Source organism: Streptomyces sp. R44 (assembly GCF_041053105.1).
In the GTDB taxonomy this organism is placed as follows: domain Bacteria; phylum Actinomycetota; class Actinomycetes; order Streptomycetales; family Streptomycetaceae; genus Streptomyces.
Window position 1 is genome coordinate 589,472 of the sequence record NZ_CP163444.1, and the last position, 18,872, is coordinate 608,343.

The 18,872-nt window shown below is 72.6% G+C and carries 15 protein-coding genes; 8 read left to right on the top strand and 7 right to left on the bottom strand.

The features are described from left to right. The first annotated feature begins 218 nt into the window (after positions 1-218). The 6 genes from AB5J54_RS02985 (at position 219) to AB5J54_RS03010 (ending at position 7,211) form a co-directional block, all read left to right on the top strand. Positions 219-1,961 (top strand): ABC transporter substrate-binding protein, encoded by a 1,743-nt coding sequence (locus tag AB5J54_RS02985; protein ID WP_369142280.1) that lies wholly within the window; start codon positions 219-221, stop codon positions 1,959-1,961. An 8-nt stretch (positions 1,962-1,969) separates the two neighbouring features. Continuing rightward, complete coding sequence (locus AB5J54_RS02990) at positions 1,970-2,902, top strand: ABC transporter permease (protein ID WP_369142281.1); 933 nt, start codon at positions 1,970-1,972, stop codon at positions 2,900-2,902. Further along, positions 2,899-3,885, top strand: coding sequence for an ABC transporter permease (locus AB5J54_RS02995; RefSeq protein WP_369142282.1), 987 nt, complete (start codon positions 2,899-2,901; stop codon positions 3,883-3,885). Before AB5J54_RS02990 ends, AB5J54_RS02995 begins: the two co-directional genes overlap by 4 nt. Then, the gene (locus AB5J54_RS03000) at positions 3,885-4,889 is read left to right on the top strand and encodes an ABC transporter ATP-binding protein (RefSeq protein WP_369142283.1); all 1,005 of its coding nucleotides are present in this window, start codon (positions 3,885-3,887) and stop codon (positions 4,887-4,889) included. The genes AB5J54_RS02995 and AB5J54_RS03000 overlap by 1 nt, the downstream gene beginning before the upstream one ends. After that, the gene (locus AB5J54_RS03005; protein WP_369142284.1) at positions 4,886-5,875 is read left to right on the top strand and encodes an ABC transporter ATP-binding protein; all 990 of its coding nucleotides are present in this window, start codon (positions 4,886-4,888) and stop codon (positions 5,873-5,875) included. Before AB5J54_RS03000 ends, AB5J54_RS03005 begins: the two co-directional genes overlap by 4 nt. 91 nt (positions 5,876-5,966) lie before the next feature. Further along, positions 5,967-7,211 (top strand): NAD(P)/FAD-dependent oxidoreductase, encoded by a 1,245-nt coding sequence (locus AB5J54_RS03010; protein ID WP_369142285.1) that lies wholly within the window; start codon positions 5,967-5,969, stop codon positions 7,209-7,211. 74 nt (positions 7,212-7,285) lie between these two features. Here the strand turns inward: AB5J54_RS03010 and AB5J54_RS03015 are convergent, their stop codons facing one another. From AB5J54_RS03015 to AB5J54_RS03030, 4 genes are all read right to left on the bottom strand, one after another. Then, a complete protein-coding gene (locus AB5J54_RS03015) occupies positions 7,286-8,227 on the bottom strand; it encodes an ornithine cyclodeaminase family protein (RefSeq protein ID WP_369142286.1) in 942 nt (313 codons plus the stop codon). Between the two features lie 5 nt (positions 8,228-8,232). Continuing rightward, positions 8,233-9,192 (bottom strand): proline racemase family protein, encoded by a 960-nt coding sequence (locus tag AB5J54_RS03020; RefSeq protein ID WP_369142287.1) that lies wholly within the window; start codon positions 9,190-9,192, stop codon positions 8,233-8,235. 87 nt (positions 9,193-9,279) lie between these two features. Continuing rightward, on the bottom strand, positions 9,280-11,628 hold the full coding sequence (locus tag AB5J54_RS03025; protein WP_369142288.1) for a collagenase: 2,349 nt from the start codon (positions 11,626-11,628) through the stop codon (positions 9,280-9,282). Positions 11,629-11,850: 222 nt separating this feature from the next. Then, positions 11,851-12,747 carry a tetratricopeptide repeat protein gene (locus tag AB5J54_RS03030; protein ID WP_369142289.1) on the bottom strand — a complete coding sequence of 299 codons (897 nt, stop codon included), beginning with the start codon at positions 12,745-12,747 and terminating at the stop codon, positions 11,851-11,853. A gap of 167 nt (positions 12,748-12,914) precedes the next feature. Here AB5J54_RS03030 and AB5J54_RS03035 point away from each other — a divergent pair, with 167 nt between their 5' ends. Then, the gene (locus tag AB5J54_RS03035) at positions 12,915-13,604 is read left to right on the top strand and encodes an esterase/lipase family protein (RefSeq protein ID WP_369142290.1); all 690 of its coding nucleotides are present in this window, start codon (positions 12,915-12,917) and stop codon (positions 13,602-13,604) included. Here the strand turns inward: AB5J54_RS03035 and AB5J54_RS03040 are convergent. Together AB5J54_RS03040 and AB5J54_RS03045 are read right to left on the bottom strand one after the other, a co-directional pair. Continuing rightward, the gene (locus tag AB5J54_RS03040) at positions 13,601-14,932 is read right to left on the bottom strand and encodes an MFS transporter (protein ID WP_369142291.1); all 1,332 of its coding nucleotides are present in this window, start codon (positions 14,930-14,932) and stop codon (positions 13,601-13,603) included. The genes AB5J54_RS03035 and AB5J54_RS03040 overlap by 4 nt on opposite strands. Positions 14,933-14,978: 46 nt before the next feature. Beyond that, on the bottom strand, positions 14,979-16,040 hold the full coding sequence (locus AB5J54_RS03045; protein WP_369142292.1) for a C45 family autoproteolytic acyltransferase/hydolase: 1,062 nt from the start codon (positions 16,038-16,040) through the stop codon (positions 14,979-14,981). A gap of 128 nt (positions 16,041-16,168) precedes the next feature. Between AB5J54_RS03045 and AB5J54_RS03050 the strand changes: the two genes are divergently transcribed. Further along, positions 16,169-17,182 carry a LacI family DNA-binding transcriptional regulator gene (locus AB5J54_RS03050; RefSeq protein WP_369142293.1) on the top strand — a complete coding sequence of 338 codons (1,014 nt, stop codon included), beginning with the start codon at positions 16,169-16,171 and terminating at the stop codon, positions 17,180-17,182. A 10-nt stretch (positions 17,183-17,192) separates the two neighbouring features. Here AB5J54_RS03050 and AB5J54_RS03055 read toward each other — a convergent pair whose 3' ends face one another. Beyond that, on the bottom strand, positions 17,193-18,806 hold the full coding sequence (locus AB5J54_RS03055) for an FAD-dependent oxidoreductase (RefSeq protein WP_369142294.1): 1,614 nt from the start codon (positions 18,804-18,806) through the stop codon (positions 17,193-17,195). Between the last annotated feature and the right edge of the window lie 66 nt (positions 18,807-18,872).

The following is an 18,872-nucleotide window of genomic DNA, read 5'->3' on the forward strand; positions in this document are numbered from 1 at the left end:
GGCAGTAATATTTCACATGGCACTGGAGTTGCCAAGACCCGCGGGGAGCTTCTCAGTTGGCGCGTCGCCGCCGCTCCCGCCGCCGGGACACGGATGAGTAACGGAGCTCCCGACACCTTGTCAGTACAATTTCACATTACTATGTTACCGGTCACATTCCAGCCGCTCGCCTCGTCGACGCCGGCTGTCCGCCTGCTGCTCTCTCGGAGTGACCACCCATGAACCAGCGCACCCGCACCTTGGCCACCGCCCTGGTGACGACCCTCGCCCTCGGCGTGACCGGCTGTACCGGCGGCGGGAAGTCCGGCGGCTCCCCGGACCGCAAGAACCCCGCCACCTCCACCAACGGCGCGATCGTCGGCGGGACCCCGCAGAAGGGCGGCACGCTCACCGTCCTGTCCAACCAGGACTTCACCCATCTCGACCCGGCCCGCAACTGGGTCATGAGCGACATGGACTTCGGAACCCGGCTGCTCTACCGCACCCTCGTGGCGTACCAGGCGGAGCCCGGCGCCAAGGGCGGGCGGCTGACCCCCGACCTCGCCGAGGACCTCGGCACCTCCTCCAACGGCGCCAAGACCTGGACCTTCAGGCTCAAGCCGGGCCTGAAGTACGAGGACGGGACTCCGATCACCGCCCAGGACGTCAAGTACAACGTGGAGCGGTCCTTCTCCCCGGACCTGCCCGGCGGCCCCGACTACGCGGCCCGCTACCTCGTGGGCGCCGAGGGCTACCAGGGCCCCGCGAAGGGCAGGCACCTCGACTCCGTGAAGACGCCCGACGCCCGCACCATCGTCTTCGAACTCCGCAAGCCCTTCGCCGAGTTCCCCTACGCGACCGTGCTGCCCACGTTCGCGCCCGTCCCCAAGGCCCAGGACAAGGGACCCCAGTACGACAACCGTCCCTTCTCCTCCGGCCCGTACAAGATCGACTCGTACGCCCGGGACAAGCAGCTCGTCCTCGTCCGCAACACCCACTGGGACCCGAAGACCGACACGGTCCGCAAGGCGTACCCGGACCGGATCGTCGTCACCATGGGCCTGAAGGCCAACCAGATCGACGACCGGCTGATCGCCGCCGCCGGCGCCGACGCCTCCGCGGTCTCCTGGGACAAGCTCCGCCCCGAGTCCACCCCCAAGGTCCTCACCAGGCCCGAGGTCAGGGCTCGACTCCTCGCCGAATCGACCAGCTGCACCGAGATGGTCCAGATGCACACCGGCCGGGCGCCCTTCGCCGACGTCAAGGTCCGGCAGGCGGTGCAGTACGCGCTGGACCGCGAGGCGATCCTGACCGCCTCCGGCGGACCCGCGCTCAACGACCCGGCCACCGCGCTCATGCCCGCCTCCCTCTTCGGCGGCAAGCAGCCCGACACCCTGAAGATCCCGCTCACCGGCGACGTGGAGAAGGCGAAGCAGCTCCTCAAGGAGGCGGGGAAGGCCGACGGCTTCTCGACGAGCATCACCGTCTCCAACGGCGACAAGTCGGTGGGCGAGGCGATCCAGCAGTCCCTGGGCCGCGCCGGGATCAAGGTCACCATCGAGACCGTCGACCCCTCCGCCTTCTACGACACCATCGGCGACACCAAGAACCGCACGGACCTCGTCTACACCGGCTGGTGCCCCGACTTCCCCTCCGGGTCGACCTTCCTGCCCTTCGTCTTCGACGGCCGCTACATCAAGGAGAAGGGCAACTCCGGCAACCACTCCCTCTTCCGCGACGACGCCACCATGCGGCGGATGGACGCGATCGCCGCGATGACCGACGCCGCGCAGGCCGACAAGGCGTGGCGAGAGCTCGACGGCGAGATCCTCGCCAAGGCCCCGACCGCGCCCGTCGTCGTCGAGCGCAGGCCCCTGCTGCTCGGCACGAACATCGCCGGCGCCTTCGGCCACACCTCCTTCGGCGGACAGGTCGACTTCGCGACGGTCGGCCTCAAGGACCCGTCGAAGAGCGCGAGCTGACGGCAGCCATGACCACCACCTCGACCTCCCCGCCCATGACGCGGGGCAGCGGGCCCTGGCAGCTCGCCAGGACCGAGCTGCGCCGCCGCACCTCCGTGAAGCTCTCGCTCGCCGTCGTCGTCTTCTTCGCGCTCCTGACCGTGGCCGCCCCGCTGATCGGCTCGCTGGGCGGCTGGGGCCCGGAGGAGTTCGACAAGAGCGCCGTCGATCCGTACCTGGGCGGCCAGCCCATCGGGCCGCTCGGCGGCGTCTCGGCGGAGCACTGGCTCGGCGTCGAACCCGTCACCGGCCGCGACCTGTTCGCCCGGGTCGTGCACGGCGCCCAGGTCTCCCTGCTCATCGCCTTCTCGGCGACGGCGATCGTCGTCGTCGCCGGAACGGCGGCCGGCATCGCCGCGGGCTACTTCGGCGGCCGCACCGACACCGTGCTCTCCCGGCTGATGGACCTCACCATGTCCTTCCCCTCCCTCATCTTCATGATCGCGATGATGTCGGTGGCCAGGGACGTCAACCGGATCGTCCTCATGACCGCCGTCATCGGCCTCTTCGGCTGGCCCGGCATCGCCCGCGTCGTCCGCGGCCAGACCCTGTCGCTCAAACACCGCGAGTACGTCGACGCCGCACGCGTCGGCGGCTCGGGACCCTGGCGGATCCTCGCCCGCGACATCCTCCCGGGCGTCGCCGGACCCGTCATCGCGTACACCACCCTGATCGTCCCCGGGATGATCGCCACCGAGGCGGCCCTCAGCTATCTCGGCGTCGGCGTCCGCCCGCCCACCCCGTCCTGGGGCCAGATGATCGCCGAGAGCGTCGCCTACTACGACACGGATCCCATGTACTTCGTCGTCCCGAGCCTCTGCCTCTTCCTCACCGTGCTCGCGTTCACCCTCCTCGGCGACGCGCTGCGCGACGTCCTCGACCCGCGCGGGAGCGGCACGTGATCCTCTACCTCGGGCGCCGGCTCCTGGGCGTGCTCGGCGTCCTCGTCGCCATCGCCGCCGTCACCTTCACCATCTTCTACGTCCTGCCGTCCGATCCGGCGGCCGCGGCCTGCGGCAAGTCGTGCAGCGCCGAACGCCTGGAGGCGATCCGCGCCCACATGGGCCTGGACGCCCCGCTGTGGCGGCAGTTCACCGACTTCGTCACGGGCATCTTCACGGGCCGCACGATGGGCAGCGGCCAGTACGCCCTGCACTGCGGCTTCCCGTGCCTGGGCTACTCGTACGAGAACAGCCAGGGCGTGTGGGACCTGCTCGTGGACCGGCTGCCGGTCTCCGCCTCCCTCGCCCTGGGCGCGGCCGCGATCTGGCTGCTGCTCGGGCTCTCCGCGGGCGTCACCGCCGCCCTGCACAAGGACACGCTCACCGACCGGGCCCTGATGGTCGGCGCGGTCGCCGCCGCCTCGCTGCCCGTCTACTTCACCTCGGTGCTGCTGATCTACGGGCTGATCCGGGTCTCCGGACTGTTCCCCTACCCGCAGTACGTGCCCTTCGGCTCCGACCCGCTGTCCTGGGCCACCAACCTGCTGCTCCCCTGGCTGGCGCTCGCGATCCTGTACGCCGCGATGTACGCCCGCCAGAGCCGCAGCTCGATGATCGAGTCCATGGCGGAGCCGTACATCCGGACCGCACGCGCCAAGGGGCTGCCGCGCCGGACGGTGGTCGTCAAGCACGGGCTGCGCGCGGGCATGACACCGATCCTGACCATCTTCGGGATGGACCTGGGCGGACTGCTCGCCGGCGCGGTGATCACCGAGTCCATCTTCGGACTGCCCGGCATCGGGCGCCTCTTCTACGGGGCCCTGTCCACCGGCGACCAGCCCGTCATCCTCGGGGTGACCCTGCTCGCCGCCACCTTCATCGTCGTCGCCAACCTGGCCGTCGACCTGCTGTACGCCGTCGTCGACCCGCGAGTGAGGTACTGATGGGCGACCTGGCCCCCCTGCTGTCGGTACGGGACCTCACGGTCACGTTCCCGACCAAGCGCGGCCCCGTCCGTGCGGTCGACTCCCTCTCCTTCGACGTCCCGCCCGGGCGCACCCTCGGCATCGTCGGCGAGTCCGGCTCCGGAAAGTCGGTCACCTCGCTGGCCGTGATGGGCCTGCACACCGGCGCCGAGGTCACCGGCTCCGTCGCCCTGGCCGGCCGCGAACTTGTCGGCCTGCCGGAGCGCGAGCTCAACCGGCTGCGCGGCCGGAGGATGGCGATGATCTTCCAGGACCCGCTGTCCAGCCTGCACCCGTACTACACGGTCGGCGAGCAGATCGCCGAGCACCACCGGGTCCACTTCGGGTCCCGTCGCGCGGCCGCCCGCGAGCGGGCCGTCGAGGCGCTCGGCGAGGTCGGCATCCCCGAGCCGCGTCGCCGGGCCGGTGAGTACCCCCACCAGTTCTCGGGCGGCATGCGGCAGCGCGTGATGATCGCGATGGCGCTCGCCTGCGAGCCCGACCTGCTGATCGCCGACGAGCCGACGACGGCGCTCGACGTCACCGTCCAGGCGCAGATCCTGGAGCTGATCGCCCGCCTCCAGCAGGACCGGGGCCTCTCCGTCGTCATGATCACGCACAATCTGGGCGTGGTGGCCCGGGTCGCGCACGACGTCCTGGTGATGTACGGCGGCCGGGCCGCCGAACGCGCCCCGGTGGACGCCCTGTTCGCGACCCCGGCCCATCCGTACACCCGGGGACTGCTCGACTCGCTGCCCCGGCTCGACGACCACGACGACGCGCCGCTCCGGGCGATCCCCGGCAGCCCGCCGTCCCTGCTCGACCCGGCACCGGGATGCGCGTTCGCGCCCCGCTGCTCCCGCGCGGCCGCCGGCTCCGAGGAGGAACGGGCCCGCTGCACGGGCGAACGCCCGCCGCTCGGCGGCCCGGACGGACACCCGGCCGCCTGCCACTTCCCCGCGTACGAAGGCGTTCCCTCATGACCAGCACAGCCCGATCCCTGTTGAGCGTCCGGGACCTGACCATGACGTTCCCCGGCCGCCGGGCCCGCTCGGCGCCCGTCCGGGCCGTCGACGGCGTCTCCTTCGACGTGGCGGCGGGCGAGACCCTCGGTCTCGTCGGCGAGTCCGGCTGCGGCAAGTCGACCACCGGCCGCATGATCGTGCGGCTCCTGGAGCCGACCGCGGGCTCCGTCTCGTACGACGGACGCGACATCAGCCGTCTGTCCCAGCGCGAGCTGAAACCGCTGCGGCGCGAACTCCAGATGGTCTTCCAGGATCCGCACTCCTCCCTCAACCCCCGGCAGACCGTCGCCCGGATCATCTCCGACCCGCTGCTCGTCCAGGGGACTCCGGCCGCCGAGGCGCGCAAGCGGGCCGTGGAGCTGATGGAGCTCGTCGGGCTCATCCCGGAGCACGTCGACCGCTACCCGCACGAGTTCTCCGGCGGGCAGGCCCAGCGCATCGGCATCGCCCGCGCACTGGCCACCGGCCCCCGCCTCGTCGTCGCCGACGAACCCGTCTCCGCCCTCGACGTCTCCGTGCAGGCGCAGATCGTCAACCTCATGGAACGGCTCCAGCACGAACTCGGCCTCGCCTACCTCTTCATCGCACACGACCTCTCCGTCGTGAAGCGGGTCTGCGACCGGGTCGCCGTGATGTACCTCGGCCGCATCGTGGAGATCGGCGCGAAGGAGCGGGTGTACGCGGCGCCCGCCCACCCCTACACCCGGGCGCTGCTCTCCGCCGTCCCCCTGCCCGACCCGGCGGCCGAGCGGGCCCGGGAGCGGATCACGCTGCTCGGCGATCCTCCGAGCCCCGCCGCTCCCCCGCCGGGCTGCACCTTCCACCCGCGCTGCCCGAAGGCCCGGGAGATCTGCCGCACCGAGGCGCCGCTGCTGCGGATCGCCGTCCCGGGCGAGGCCCGGCAGGTGGCCTGTCACTTCCCCGAGGGTCAGGAGGAAACGTGAAGGCGTACCCGCACTCTTGACAACTGCTCATGTTCCTCGTCCTCATGTTCCTGACAGAAGTGTCACCAGACCACGGGGGGACGATCAGAGCATGACCAAGCCCGAGAGCGCCGGACCCGACTACGACGTCGTCATCAGCGGGGCCGGCCTCGCCGGCTGCGCCGCGGCGATCCTGCTCGCCCGGCGCGGTGCCCGCGTCGCGCTGCTCGAACGCCGTTCGCGCCCCGGGGCGTACAAGGCGCTGTGCACCCACTCCATCACCGCCAACGCCACCCCGGTGCTCGACGAACTCGGCCTCATACCGGCGCTGGAGAAGGCCGGAGCCGTGCGCAACGAGGCGCGCTGGTACACCCGTTGGGGATGGATCGAGCCCGGCGCCGCGCCCGGCCCCGAGCTGCCGTACGGCTACAACGTCCGGCGCAGCACCCTCGACCCGCTGATCAGGTCCCGTGCGGCCGAGACCCTCGGCGTCGACGTGCTCCTCGGCCACAAGGTGACCGGGCTGATCCGGGAGGCCGGGCGCACGGTCGGGGTGCGTGCGTCGACGCCCGAGGGGGAGCGCGAGATCCGGGCCCGCCTGGTGGTCGGCGCCGACGGCAAGGACTCGGCCGTGGCCGGGTTCGCCGGGGTGCCGACCCGACGGCACGAGAACGCGCGCTTCGGCTATCTCGCGCACTTCCGGAACCTGCCCCTGCGGGACGGGATCAGTCACGCCTGGTTCCTGGTGCCGGACATGGCGTACGCGTTCCCGAACGACGACGGGGTGACGGTCGTCGCGGTGCTCCCGGACAAGAAGCGGCTTCCGGCCTTCCGGGAGGATCTGGAGGGCAGCTTCCTGGAGTTCGTCCGCTCCCTGCCGGACGCGCCGGCCATCGATGCCGCCGAGCGCGTCACGAAGATCACCGGCACGGTCGACTACCCGCTCCACACGCGCAAGGCGGCCGCACCGGGGCTCGCGCTCATCGGCGACGCGGCCCTGACCGGGGATCCGCTGTGGGGCGTGGGATGCGGGTGGGCGCTGCAGTCCGCGCGGTGGCTGGCGGAGGCGGTCGCCCCGGCCCTGACCGGCACGGGCGACCTCGACAAGTCGCTCGCGGCCTACGCGCGCACGCACCGGCTCCGGCTCGGCGGGCACCAGTACCTGGCGGCCGACTTCGCCAAGGGCAGGCCGTTCAATCCCCTGGAGCGGCTGATGTTCTCGGCGGCGGCGCGCGACGGGGCCGTGGCCCGGCACATGCACATGTTCGCGTCGCGGCTGATGGGTCCGCTGGGCTTCCTGAACCCCCTGATGGTGACCAGGGCGGCGGTCGTGAACCTCAGGCATCGCGGGGCGTGACCCTGTCCGGGTCCTCCGTCCGGGCAGCCCGACGCCGGCACCGCTTCGGGCGAGCGGTGCCGGCGTCGGTGTGTTCAGGCGGCCTCGCGGGCCGCGCGGTACAGGGCGCCCGCGACGGCGAGGTCCTCCCAGGCCATGCCGACGCTCTTGAAGAGACGCGGACGCCCGGAGGGGACCCGGCCGTGCACCAGGTCGGCGAGGGTGCCCGCGATGTGGTCCTCGCCGATCGCCCCCTCGGCCAGGGGGACGAGCAGGTCGCCCGCCTCACGGAGCGCCGCCGAGCGGGCCTCGACGTGGACCTCGGCGCGGGCCACGAGGGCGGTGTCGGTCTCCCGGGCCGCCGGCTCGTGCGAGCCGACCGCGACGACGGTGGCGCCGTCGGCGACCAGCGTGCCGTCGAAGAGGGGTTCGCGGGCCGTGGTGCAGCAGACGACCAGGTCGGCTCCGGCCACGTCGTCGGCCGTGCCGGCACGGGCGGGCACGTCGAGGGTCCGCGCGTATCCGGCGAGGGCGCGGGCACCGACCGCGTTGCGTCCGACGACGACGGCCTCGGCGACCCCGCGCACGGCGAGGACGGCCTCCAGGTGGCCGTACGCCTGGGGCCCGGTGCCGAAGAGCACGAGCCGCAGGGGACGGTCGTCGGGCGTCAGATGCCGTACGGCGAGGGCCGAGACGGCCGGGGTGCGCAGCTCGGTGAGCGCCGCGCCGTCGAGCAGGGCGAGCGGCTGGAGGCTGCTGCCGTCGAGGAGCAGGTACGAGCCGGTGATGCGGGGCAGCCCGAGGGCCGGGTTGCCGGGGGCCACGCCCGCGATCTTCACCCCGGCGTATCTGTGATCGGCGGCGGGCATGAGGAGGAGCTCGCCGGCCGGGACCGGCACGACGGTGCGGGGCGGGGCGGTCTCGGGGTCGAATCCGGCGCGCAGGACGTCGGCGAGGACGTCGACGGCCGCGGCCGGGGTCAGGAGGCGGGTCATGGCGGGGGCGTCGATAGGGAGCAGGCCGGTCGTGGGCGTCATGGTGGTCACAGCAGGAATCCCGTGCCCAGCTCGTCGTGGGGGTCGAGGACGAAGGTGTGGGTGCCGGTGCGGTGCGTGGATCCGGTCACCTCCGTGATCCCGCCGGGCAGCAGTCGGCCGGTGAACACGGTGTCCGCCACGGACTCGTGCGTGAGGGTGTCCCCGGGGGCGAGCAGCCCGTCCTCGCCGAGCAGGGCGAGCCGTGCGGAGGTGCCGGAGCCGCAGGGTGAGCGGTCGATCTGCCCGTCGGCGAAGACGGTGACGTTGCGCTGGTGCGGCCCGTGGGGAGTGCGGGGCAGGTCCTCGTACAGGATGACTCCGTACACGTCGTGCTCGGGGAGCGCGGCGCGGATCTCCCGTCCGGCCCGGACGAGCGCGGGCAGGGAGCCGCGCGTGGTGTCCAGGGCGAGGGCGGAGGCGGGGACGGAGACGTAGCAGGCGCCGGAGTCGGCGAGGTCGACCTCGACGGTGCCGGAGGGGATGGTCACCGGGACCTTGCGCGCGACGACCCGCGTCGGGACGTTGCGGAAGGTGACGCCGGTGGTGCGGCCGGCCGCGCGGTGCACGGTCGCGGTGACGCGCCCGGAGGGCACGTCGATGCGGACGGGGACGTCGCCGTCGTCGGGTGCGGGGACGCGCCCGGTGTCGACGGCCCAGGCGCCGAGCGCCATCGTGCCGTGCCCGCAGGCGGTGGAGTAGCCGTCCTTGTGCCAGAACAGCACGCCGAAGTGGGCGCCGTCGTCGTCGGGCGGGACGATGAAGCCGCCGTACATGCCGGAGTGTCCGCGTGGTTCCCGGACGAGGAGGCGGCGGAGCTCGTCGAGGGGGCCGAGCCGGAGTGCGAGGGCGCGGCGTTCGGCGACGGTGTCGCCGGGGATCGGCGGCAGGTCCTCGTCGACGATCCTGAAGGGTTCGCCTGCGGTGTGGTAGTCGGTGGTGCGGACCGAGTGCGGGGTGGTGCTCACGTGGTACGGCCTCCGGAGGAAGGGGGGCGGTGCCGGGCCGGCCCCTCCCCCCGTGGAAGGACCGGCCCGGACGGGTGTGTGGTGCGGTCAGCTGCGGAGGGGGCCCTCGCAGCTGTAGCTCGACGTGCCCGCGACCTTGGTGGACCAGATGTCGATCGGTCCGAAGCTGCAGTTCATGTCGGCCAGGTTGTTCGACGCGGCGCCGGCGCGGTCGAGGAGGAAGTAGTCGACGGTCTCGGACATGTCCTTGAAGTTCTGGTCGGCGCTGGCCCAGTTGGACAGGTTGGCGGTGATCCGGCCGGTGCAGAGGAAGCGGCGCTTGCCGGGCTCGCCGTTCTCCACGCAGTCGGGGTTGCTGGCGGTGGCGGCGTAGAAGGAGGACTTCACGGATGCGAGGTCCGCGTCGCGCAGCTGGGCGTTGGGCGTGTACGTGGTGTTCGGGACGTACAGCTGGTCGACCTTGGCGATCTGCGTGTCGAGGAAGCGGTCGTAGTCGCGCTGGAGGGCGGCGTCGGAGCTCAGCCGGTCGCGCCAGGCGTCGTACGCCGTCACGTCGTTCGCCCGCAGGTGGGTGTACATCTCGCGGAGCAGCGAGGGCTTCTCGGTCCAGAGGAACTCGAAGAACGTGCCCGCGTAGTTGTAGAAGCGGAAGCCGTCGCCGTCGTAGGTGGCGTGGAGGATCTGGCGGACGTTCATCCGGGGGCCGCCGCCGGCGGTGTCGTTGATGATGCCGCGGACGAGGGACTTGCGGACGGCGATGCCATTGTCGCGGGTGGCCCCGTCGAAGAACTCGGCGGTGCCCTCGTCCATGGCGGTGGTGCGGTCGCCCTGGTACCAGGGGCCTTCGCCGAAGAAGCCGGGGACGGCCCAGCGGCCGTTGAGGTAGTGGGTGTACTCGTGGCGGAAGAGCTCTTCCAGCGTCAGCGAGGAGTCCTGGGGGACGCGCCGCTGGTACGTGTAGAAGGTGGCGCCGCGCTCGATGTAGATGCCGCCGTTGTTGGTGCCCATGCCGGTGAGGATGGGGTGGTAGTTCTCGTAGTCCGCGCGGGAGGCGTAGAGCACGATGTTCAGGGTGGTGTTGTTGTCGCCCGCGAGCGGCTGCTCGGTGCCGAGGACGCGGTGGTACTGCGCCTTGACCTGCTTGCTCGCGTAGTAGAGCTGGTCGACGGTGGCCCGGTCGAGGGCGGTGCGGACCTTGATGGCGCCGTTGTCGTAGGTGTACGTGTACGGGAAGAGCTGCTTCTCGATGTCCTCCTTGCACACGCCGTACGGCTTGCAGGCCTCGTAGAGGTTGAGCCAGGAGACGATCTTCGCCCAGGGCTCGCTGCCGCGGCCGAAGGTGCCGACGACGGTGGTGAGCATGGTGCCGAGGTCGGCGACGGTCGCGTCCCTGAGGCCGTCGACCTGGCCGAAGCGTCCGTACTCGCTGACGGCGTCGCGGGCGACCCAGGCGTTGACGGTCCCCTTCAGGTGTCCGTAGCCGGCGAAGGCCTTGAAGACCGCGCGGTACGCCGGGTCGGCGGCGACGGCCGCGTGGAAGGCGCTGTCCTGGTTGCCGGGGTAGACGCCGAGGTAGTTCACGGAGAGACCGGCGAGCGCGGCACCGGCCCAGGCCGGGTCGAGGTTCGTGGCGGTGTGCGACGGGTCCATGGTGGCCAGGACCCGCTTGATCAGGGCGAGTTGGTACTGGCGGAGGCCCGGCGCGCTGGCCGCGTAGAGGGCCTCGCGGAGGGTGTTCGCGTTCGTCTTCGTGACGTCGAAGGTGCGGGCGGCGGCGCCGAAGTCGGCGACGGCCTGCCGGATCGCGTTCACCGTGGGCGCGTCGGTGATGTCGATCTCGTCGCGCGAGTAGTCGTGGTAAGCGACGGCGTGCAGGTACGTGAACATCTCCTCCAGGTGGGAGGAGTTCCGTCCGTCGTGGGCGGCGGACAGGCTCGATATGCGGCGGGCGACGGCCTGGACGTGGGCGTCGGACATCACCGGTGCGAGCCGCGCGTCCCAGGTCCATATGAGGCCGCGCAGACAGCCGTCGGCGGTGACCGCGGGGTCGGCGAGGAAGTCGGCGAACTGTTCGGGGGCGAGGCCGGTGATCCCGTCGAGGGTGCAGGGGACGCCGGTGGTCGTGGTGGCGGCCGCCGCGAAGGAGCGTGCGGTCGTGCCGGACGGGGCCCGGCCGGGAACGCGGCCCGTGGCGTGGCCGCCGGGGGCGGGCGCGGGTCCGAAGGTGGTGCGCGGGGCGGAGGCCCGGTGCTCGACCTCGTCGAAGGGGTTGGCTCCCGGCTGTGCCTGCGGGGCCGGCGCGCCGAGCACGGGGGCCGGGGCCGACTGGTCGTCCGTGCTCGCCGCGGAGGCACCGGCCTGGCCGACGGAGGCGAGGAGGGTGACCGCGATGGCGGAGGCGAGCAGGGACGAGCGCACACGTCTGTGGAGGGACAACAGAACTCCTGCTGGTGAGGGGGGTTGGTGCGGGGATGGGTTCGCGGCACTGGTCAGGTGCGCGAACTGGTCGCTTTCGCACGGCGTATGACGGACGTTCATCAGACCGTGTGCGCTGTAACATAGTAATGTGAAATTGCACTGACAACCCCTGTGGCGGCATCACTTCCCCGCGGAGGCCCGCGGGCCTCCGCCGAAGAGGGTCAATCCGTCACACAAGCCTCAGGATTCGGCGGCCTTCCTGCGCCACGCCCGCGCCTGGCGGGTGTGGCCCTGCTCCTCCGAGAGCCGGGCCAGCTGGATCATCGCCCCGACGTGGCCCGCCTTCGCCGCCTTCTCGTACCAGCCCTGCGCCGCGTACAGATCGCCGCTCAGCTCCCTGGACCGCCCGAGCGCGACGCACGCGTCGACCTCCCCCTTCCGGGCGCGCTCGGTCAGCCGGTCCTCGAGCTCGGCGAGCGTCTCGGCGCGGGTGAGCAGCCCCGCGAGCAGGCGGCTCCCCTCGCCGTCACCGGCCGCCATCGACTTGCGGTACCAGGCCTTCGCGGCCTCCCGGTCCCCCTTGTCCTGCGCGAGGATCCCGAGGGTGTTCATCGCGGCGGTGCTACCGCCGTCCGCCGCCCGGCGGGCCCACCGCTCGGCCTCGGCGGTCTCGCCCCGCTCGTGCAGCAGCGTCCCGAGGGCGTACGCGGCATCGGCGAGGCCCGCTTCGGCTGCCCGCCGGTACCAGTCCTCGGCCTCGGACAGGGCGTCCCGCTCGCGGCTCAGCTCGCCGAGGACCGCCATCGCGTGCGGGTTGCCGCCCTCGGCCGAACGCCGGTACCAGAGAACGGATTCGGCGTGCTCGCCGCGCTGCCGCAGGAGGTAGCCGACGATCTCCATCGCCCGCACGTGTCCGGCCCCGGCCGCCGCCCGCAGCAGCGGCTCCGCCTCGGCGTGCCGTCGCCACCCGTGGAGCAGCACGCCGAGGGTCACGCCGGCCTCGGGATGCCCCGCCGCGGCGGCCCGGCGCAGCCACCGCTCGCCGCCCTCCCGGTCGTCGTTCGTCCCGAGATGCAGGCCGTACCGGAACATCGCCGTGACGTCCCCGGTCTCGGCGGCCTCGCGAAGACGCGCCACCTCGTCACCACGCCCGCCGCTCCCTCTGCTCGCCCGCACGCGCGTCCCCCTTCGCGATCACCTGACGGACCCGGGGGCCGACGAGGCCGTACAGGGGCTGGCCTTCCGCCCCCTCAACCCCCACCATGCTCGTGACTACTCGTGCGTAACTCATCTTAGGGGAGAGCGTGTTGAGACTCCGTGGCCGGACCGCCGTTGCTCTGCTCGCCGTCGCCGCGTCCCTGTTCCTGCCGACGGCACCTGCCCACGCCGAGGCGTCCGCCCGTATCCCCGTCGTCCTCGTCCACGGCTACAACGCCGATCCCGGCGTCTGGGGCGGGCTGCGTGCGGACCTCAAGGCCGACGGGTACACCGACGCGGAGCTGTTCTCCTTCGGCTACGACACGCACAGGTCCGTCAACGAGGTCCTGTCCGGCGAACTCGCCGCCTACGTCGAAGGCGTGAAGCGGCAGACCGGGGCGAGCCGGGTCGATCTCGTCGCCCACTCCTTCGGCAGCCTCGTCACCCGCTGGTACGTGAAGTTCGACGCCGCCGGCCAGTCCTCCGTCGCCCACTGGGTCTCCCTCGCCGGCCCCAACCACGGCACGAGCACCGCATGGGCCTGCGCGCTCTGGGACCAGGCCTGCCGCGACATGACCCCCGGCTCCTACGTCCAGAAGCGGCTCGCGGAGGGCGACGAGACGCCCGGGGCCGTGCGGTACGCGACCTGGTGGTCGAACTGCGACGAGGTCATCAACCCGGACAGCAGCGTGCCGTTGACCGGCGCCGTCAACAACGGCGCCGGCTGTCTCGACCACAACGAACTCCTCGGCGACGACGCGGTGTCGCAGGGGGTCCGCGCCTTCCTCCGCTCCTAGACGGGCACCCGGTCGGCGGCGGGGGCCGTGGCCGGTGCGCCGAGCCGGGCCGTCGGGGTCCGGTAGGTCTCCCGCAGGCCCCAGGCGCACAGCACGAGGACGAGGGCCGCCGCGCCGGAGTAGAGGCCGACGCCGATCGGGTCGTTGTCGTAGGCGAGGAACAGGGCGGTCGCGGCGGTCGCCGCCGTGCCGCCGCCCAGGGCGGCCCCGGTCTGGTAGGTGGCGGAGATCGACGAGTAGCGGGTGGCCGCGGAGAACTGCTCGCCCAGGAAGGCCGGGATGCAGCCCTGCGGGGCGGCCATCAGCACGTTCACCAGGACGCAGGCGAGCGTGGCCAGGACGAGGACGTGGCCGTCCACCAGGGGGAAGTACAGGAAGAAGAAGGCCGCGTAGGCGAGGGTGCCGAGGATGACGACCGGCTTGCGGCCCCTGCGGTCGGAGAGGAGGGCCATCACCGGCACGGCGATCGTGAAGGCGAGGGAACCCGCCACCTGGAGCAGCAGGGACTCGGTGGAGGTGTAGCCGCGCTCCTCGGCGTACGTGACGGTGAAGATCGTGCCGATGTACGCGAGGGTGTTGTAGCCGAAGGCCACGCCGATGGCGAGGAGCATCTGGCGCGGGTGGCGCCTGATGGAGTCCAGGATGGGGACGCGGGGCGCGCTCTCGGTACGGCGCTCCTCCTGGGGCATGCGGCCGCGGGCGACGACGCCGACCAGGACGAGGAGCCCGCCCAGCCAGAACGGCACGCGCCAGGCCCAGGCCTCCAGCTGGTCCTCCGGCAGCAGGGTGATCAGGGTGAAGACGCCCGTGCCGAGGAGGCTGCCGATGCCGATGCCGGCACTGGTGAAGCTGCCCCACAGGCCGCGCCGGTCCTCGGGGGCGTTCTCGATGCCGAAGAGGGAGGCGCCGCCCCACTCCCCGCCGGCCGCGAAGCCCTGGACGAGGCGCAGGGCGACGAGCAGGACCGGTGCGGCGATGCCCAGGGTGCCGTACGAGGGCAGGCAGCCGATGAGGAAGGTGCTGCCGCCCATGATCAGCAGTGTGAGGATCAGCATGGACCTGCGGCCGATCCGGTCGCCGAAGTGTCCGATGACGATGCCGCCGAGCGGGCGGGCGACGAAGCCGCTGCCGAACGCGGCGAAGGCGACCAGGGTGCCCACCGTGCGGTCGAAGCCGGGGAAGAAGACGGTGGGGAAGACGATCGCGGCGGCGAGGCCGTAGATGATGAAGTCGTAGAACTCCAGCGCCGTTCCGAATCCGGAGATGAGGAAGGTGCGGGAGCCTCTGGCCGCACGGGCCTTGAGGGCGGGCCGGACGGTGTCCGTCATGGCGGTTCCTTCGGGGGTGGGGAGGGAGCGGTGAGCGGGGGGAGGGTCAGAAGCGCGCGAGGCCGGCCGCCGGGGCTTCGTGCGGGGCGCCGGCCAGGTAGTCGATCGCGCAGCGGGTGACGTCGAGGCCGACGGTGAGCAGGGTCCCCCACTGCTCGTGCCGCGGCTTGTTCTCGTCGGGCCGCATGCAGACGACGGCGTCGGCCCCGCCGTCGCCGCAGAAGGCCCGCGCCCGCTCGGCGGGCGAGAGGTCCGGCATCGCGGCGCGCACCTCGCGCAGATGAGCGAGCCGCTCGGTGGTCATCGAGTCGGCCGGTCCGGTGTCCGCGGCCGCGAGTCCGGGGTCGAGGAAGTGGTTGGTGTGGAGCAGCCAGCCGTCCTCGGCCGCCGGGACCACCGCGAGGCCGGCCGGGGACAGCTCCAGGCTCGCGGCGGAGGAGGCGGTGACCACGGTCAGCGAGGTGGACGCGCTGACACGTGCCGTCGAGGCGATCTCGACGGCCTGGTCGAGGGTGTCCGCCTCGTCGAGGATGCGGCGGGCGACCGCGTGCACGGGGACGCCGCCGCTCGCGGAGTCGGACGCGTGGAAGAGGATGTTCAAGTGGACGCCGAGGCCCGCGCTGTTGACGCCGATCTTGCCGGGGGCGCCGAACTCGGTGAAGAGCTTGACCGTGCGTCCCTCGCTCGGCGTCAGCTCGTGCAGCAGCGCGTCGGGCACGAGCAGGTCGTGCCAGTCCCAGGTCTGTAGGGTCTGGGGCGCGGCTCCGGCGGGTGCGAACACCGCGGTCGAGCACTCGCCCTTCCCGGGCTGCGGGCAGCCGGCGAGGATCTCGGTGCGGGCGCCGACGGCGGCCACCGTCCACCGCTCGGCACCGGCCGCGTCGGCGCAGGCGTCGGACTCCTCGGCCAGGTGCGGCGCCCAGGCCCGCAGGGCCTCGTGGCTGCGGGTGGCGAGGGAGCGGACCTGGTCGGCGGGCATGCCGAGGAGGGCGAAGTGCTCCCGGTAGAGCTCGGCGACGCGACGGACCCGGGCGCCGAATCGGGTGCCGAGCAGGGTTCCGCGCTCGCGGGGGTCGGTCGTCTCGGTGATGAGGGTGTGCAGTTCCACGCGGGTTCCTTCGACGCTGGTGTGGCCGCATGCCAAGGGGGCGGCGCGCATCAAGCTAGGAACGTAAAACGTTTTATGCAATGCTTCGGGGAAGTATTCGGAAGTATTCGTTCGGAACGGGCGGCACGATGGCACGGACGCGGGGCATCACGATCAAGGACGTGGCGCGCAGGGCGGGGGTCTCCATCACCGCCGTCTCGCACGCGCTCAACGACAAGGGCACCCTCAGCGAGGCCACCCGCGCGCACATCCGGACCGTCGCCGACGAGATGGGGTACGAGGCGGACGCCCTGGCCCGCGGCCTCCGCCGCTCCACGATGGGGGCCGTAGGTCTCGTCCTGCGTTCGCTGGACGCCCTGGGCGACTACGCGCCGGCGGGCGTGGACGTCTTCGAGCGGTTCGTGGGCGCGGCCGCCTCACAGGCCCTGGCCCGCGGCCTCAGCCTCATGCTGGTGCCGGACCTGACCCGGGCGCCGGTCCCGCCGCTCGCCTTCTCCCTGGACGGCTACATCGTCACCAACCCGCACGTGGACGACCCGGTCATCGCCCGCCTGGAGGAGCGCGGCATCCCGTACGTGACCTACGGACGCCCGCCGGGGCGCCCGGACTTCACGCACTGGGCCTCGGAGGACGACGAGGTCGCGGCCCGGCTGGTCCTGGACCACCTGGCGGCCGCCGGGGCCCGCTCCGTCGCCTTCGTACGGGGCACCGACCCGAACGCCTGGAACCTCGAACACCAGGACATCTACCTCGGCTGGTGCGAGGAGCGGGGCAGTACGCCACGGCTGTACGAGCTCCCCGAGCGGGCGGGCGTCGAGGGCGGCGTGGCCCTCGCGCAGCGGCTCGTCGAGGACGGGCCGCCGGACGCCGTCTTCTGCCTCACCGGGCGGCACGCGGCCGGCGTGCAACGGGGGCTCATGGCCCGGGGCGTACGGGTGCCGGCCGACACGATGGTGGTCGCCGGGTCCGACTCCGAGCACGCGCGCAACAGCCGCCCCGCCATCTCCGCCCTGGAACTGAACCCGGTCGACAGCTCGGCCGCCCTCCTCGACCTCCTCCAGTCGCTGATCGCCGGCCGCCCGGCCGACTCCCCCCGCCTCACGCAGGCCCGGTTCCGCCCGAGGGCGTCGACCCGGCGGTAGTCCGGCGGGGTCAGCGAGTCGAGCGGGAGAAGAGCCGGCCGGCGGGCCGGGAAGCGGGGCCGGAGCGGGCCGCGGCGAGCAGGGCCTCCCTGTCGACGATCTTGACGCGGGGGCGGCCCTGGAGCCGGCCTTCGGCCCGCTCCTGCTCGTCGATCGCCCGCCAGCCGCCGAGGTCGACGGCGTCCGGGTGGGCGCCGGGCGCCGGGTCACCGCCGGCGGGGGCGGTGAGGAGCCCGGCTTCGAGATCGTCGAGGAGCGCCGAAACGGTCTCCTGGGCACAGGACTTGTTGGTGCCGATGAATCCGCTGGGGCCGCGTTTGATCCAGCCCGCCACGTACACGCCCGGCCGGACCCTGCCCCGGTCGTGGGGCACGGTGCCGGTGGTCCCGTCGAACGGCAGGCCCGGGACGGGCCAGGCGCGGTAGCCGATCGCGCGCAGGACGAGCGAGGTGTCGATGGTCTCGACGCTCCGGGTGTCGTGTGCCGTCCCCTCGACGGTCAGACCCGTCACCCGGTCGTCGCCGACGATCCGCACCGGCCTCGTCCGGAAGCGCAGGACGATGCGGCGCCGCCCCGGTACGGGGGTCCGCGCGGCGAGCCCGGCGAGGATCTCGGTCTTCGGCGTGGCGTCCGCGGGCAGGTCCGCCGGCCACCCCTCGACGAGGACGTCGACGCCGTCGAGGGCGGCGAGGGCGAGCAGTTCGGGCAGGGTGAAGGCGGCCTCGGCGGGTCCGCGGCGGCCGAGCACGACGACCTCCCGGATACGGCTCGTGCGCAGCGCGGCGAGTGCCCGGTCGGAGATGTCGGTGCGGGAGAGGCTGTCGGGGTCCGCGGTGAGGACGCGGGCCACGTCGAGGGCCACGTTGCCGTTGCCGATGACGACGGCCCGTTCGCCGTCCAGGGCGTAGCGGGTGGCGCTGTGGTCGGGGTGGCCGTTGTACCAGGCGACGAAGTCGGTGGCGGAGGCGCTGCCGGGCAGTTCCTCGCCGTCGATGCCGAGCCGCCGGTCCGTCGCCGCGCCGACGGCGTAGATCACGGCGTGGTGGTCGCGGAGCAGGTCCTCGTGGCGCAGGTCGCGGCCGATCTCCGTGTTGAGCCGGTACGAGAAGCCGGGCTGGCTCTCGACGGCCCGGAAGAGGCGGGCGACCTGCTTGGTGTCCTGGTGGTCGGGCGCGACTCCCGCGCGGGCGAGCCCGTACGGGGTGGGGAGCCGGTCGTGGACGGTCACCGTCACGCCGGGATACCGGAGGAGCTCGTCGGCGGCGAAGAGGCCGGCGGGCCCGGCGCCGACGACGGCGACCCGCAACCCCTGCGCGGAGGTGCGGCGTTGCGGGGGCACGACGGCCATCGGCGCCCGGTCCTCGTGCGGATGGTCGTCGTAGTAGCCGCGGTTGAGTTCGAGGAACGGCAGCTCCGCGTCGGTGAGCTTGGTGTGCGGCTTGAGCGCGTCCACCGGGCAGGCGGTCGTGCAGGCGCCGCAGTCGACGCAGGTGCGGGGGTCGACGTACAGCATCTCGGTCTGCCCGAAGTCCGGTTCGCCCGGGGCGGGGTGGATGCAGTTGACCGGGCAGGCGAGGACGCAGGAGGCGTCGACGCAGCACGACCGGGTGACGACGTAGGGCATGGCTCTCCGTTCCAGGGACCTGCGGGCCGCGTCGGGCGGCGTGCGAGGCGGGTCAGGCGGCCTGCG

Excerpts from the sequence above, each read along its gene's own strand:
- AB5J54_RS02985 (WP_369142280.1), top strand. The coding sequence starts at position 219 with ATGAACCAGCGCACCCGCACCTTGGCCACCGCCCTGGTGACGACCCTC.
- AB5J54_RS03050 (WP_369142293.1), top strand. The coding sequence starts at position 16,169 with ATGGCACGGACGCGGGGCATCACGATCAAGGACGTGGCGCGCAGGGCG.
- AB5J54_RS03015 (WP_369142286.1), bottom strand. The coding sequence starts at position 8,227 with ATGACGCCCACGACCGGCCTGCTCCCTATCGACGCCCCCGCCATGACC.
- AB5J54_RS03005 (WP_369142284.1), top strand. The coding sequence starts at position 4,886 with ATGACCAGCACAGCCCGATCCCTGTTGAGCGTCCGGGACCTGACCATG.
- AB5J54_RS03000 (WP_369142283.1), top strand. The coding sequence starts at position 3,885 with ATGGGCGACCTGGCCCCCCTGCTGTCGGTACGGGACCTCACGGTCACG.
- AB5J54_RS03010 (WP_369142285.1), top strand. The coding sequence starts at position 5,967 with ATGACCAAGCCCGAGAGCGCCGGACCCGACTACGACGTCGTCATCAGC.
- AB5J54_RS02990 (WP_369142281.1), top strand. The coding sequence starts at position 1,970 with ATGACCACCACCTCGACCTCCCCGCCCATGACGCGGGGCAGCGGGCCC.
- AB5J54_RS03040 (WP_369142291.1), bottom strand. The coding sequence starts at position 14,932 with ATGACGGACACCGTCCGGCCCGCCCTCAAGGCCCGTGCGGCCAGAGGC.
- AB5J54_RS03055 (WP_369142294.1), bottom strand. The coding sequence starts at position 18,806 with ATGCCCTACGTCGTCACCCGGTCGTGCTGCGTCGACGCCTCCTGCGTC.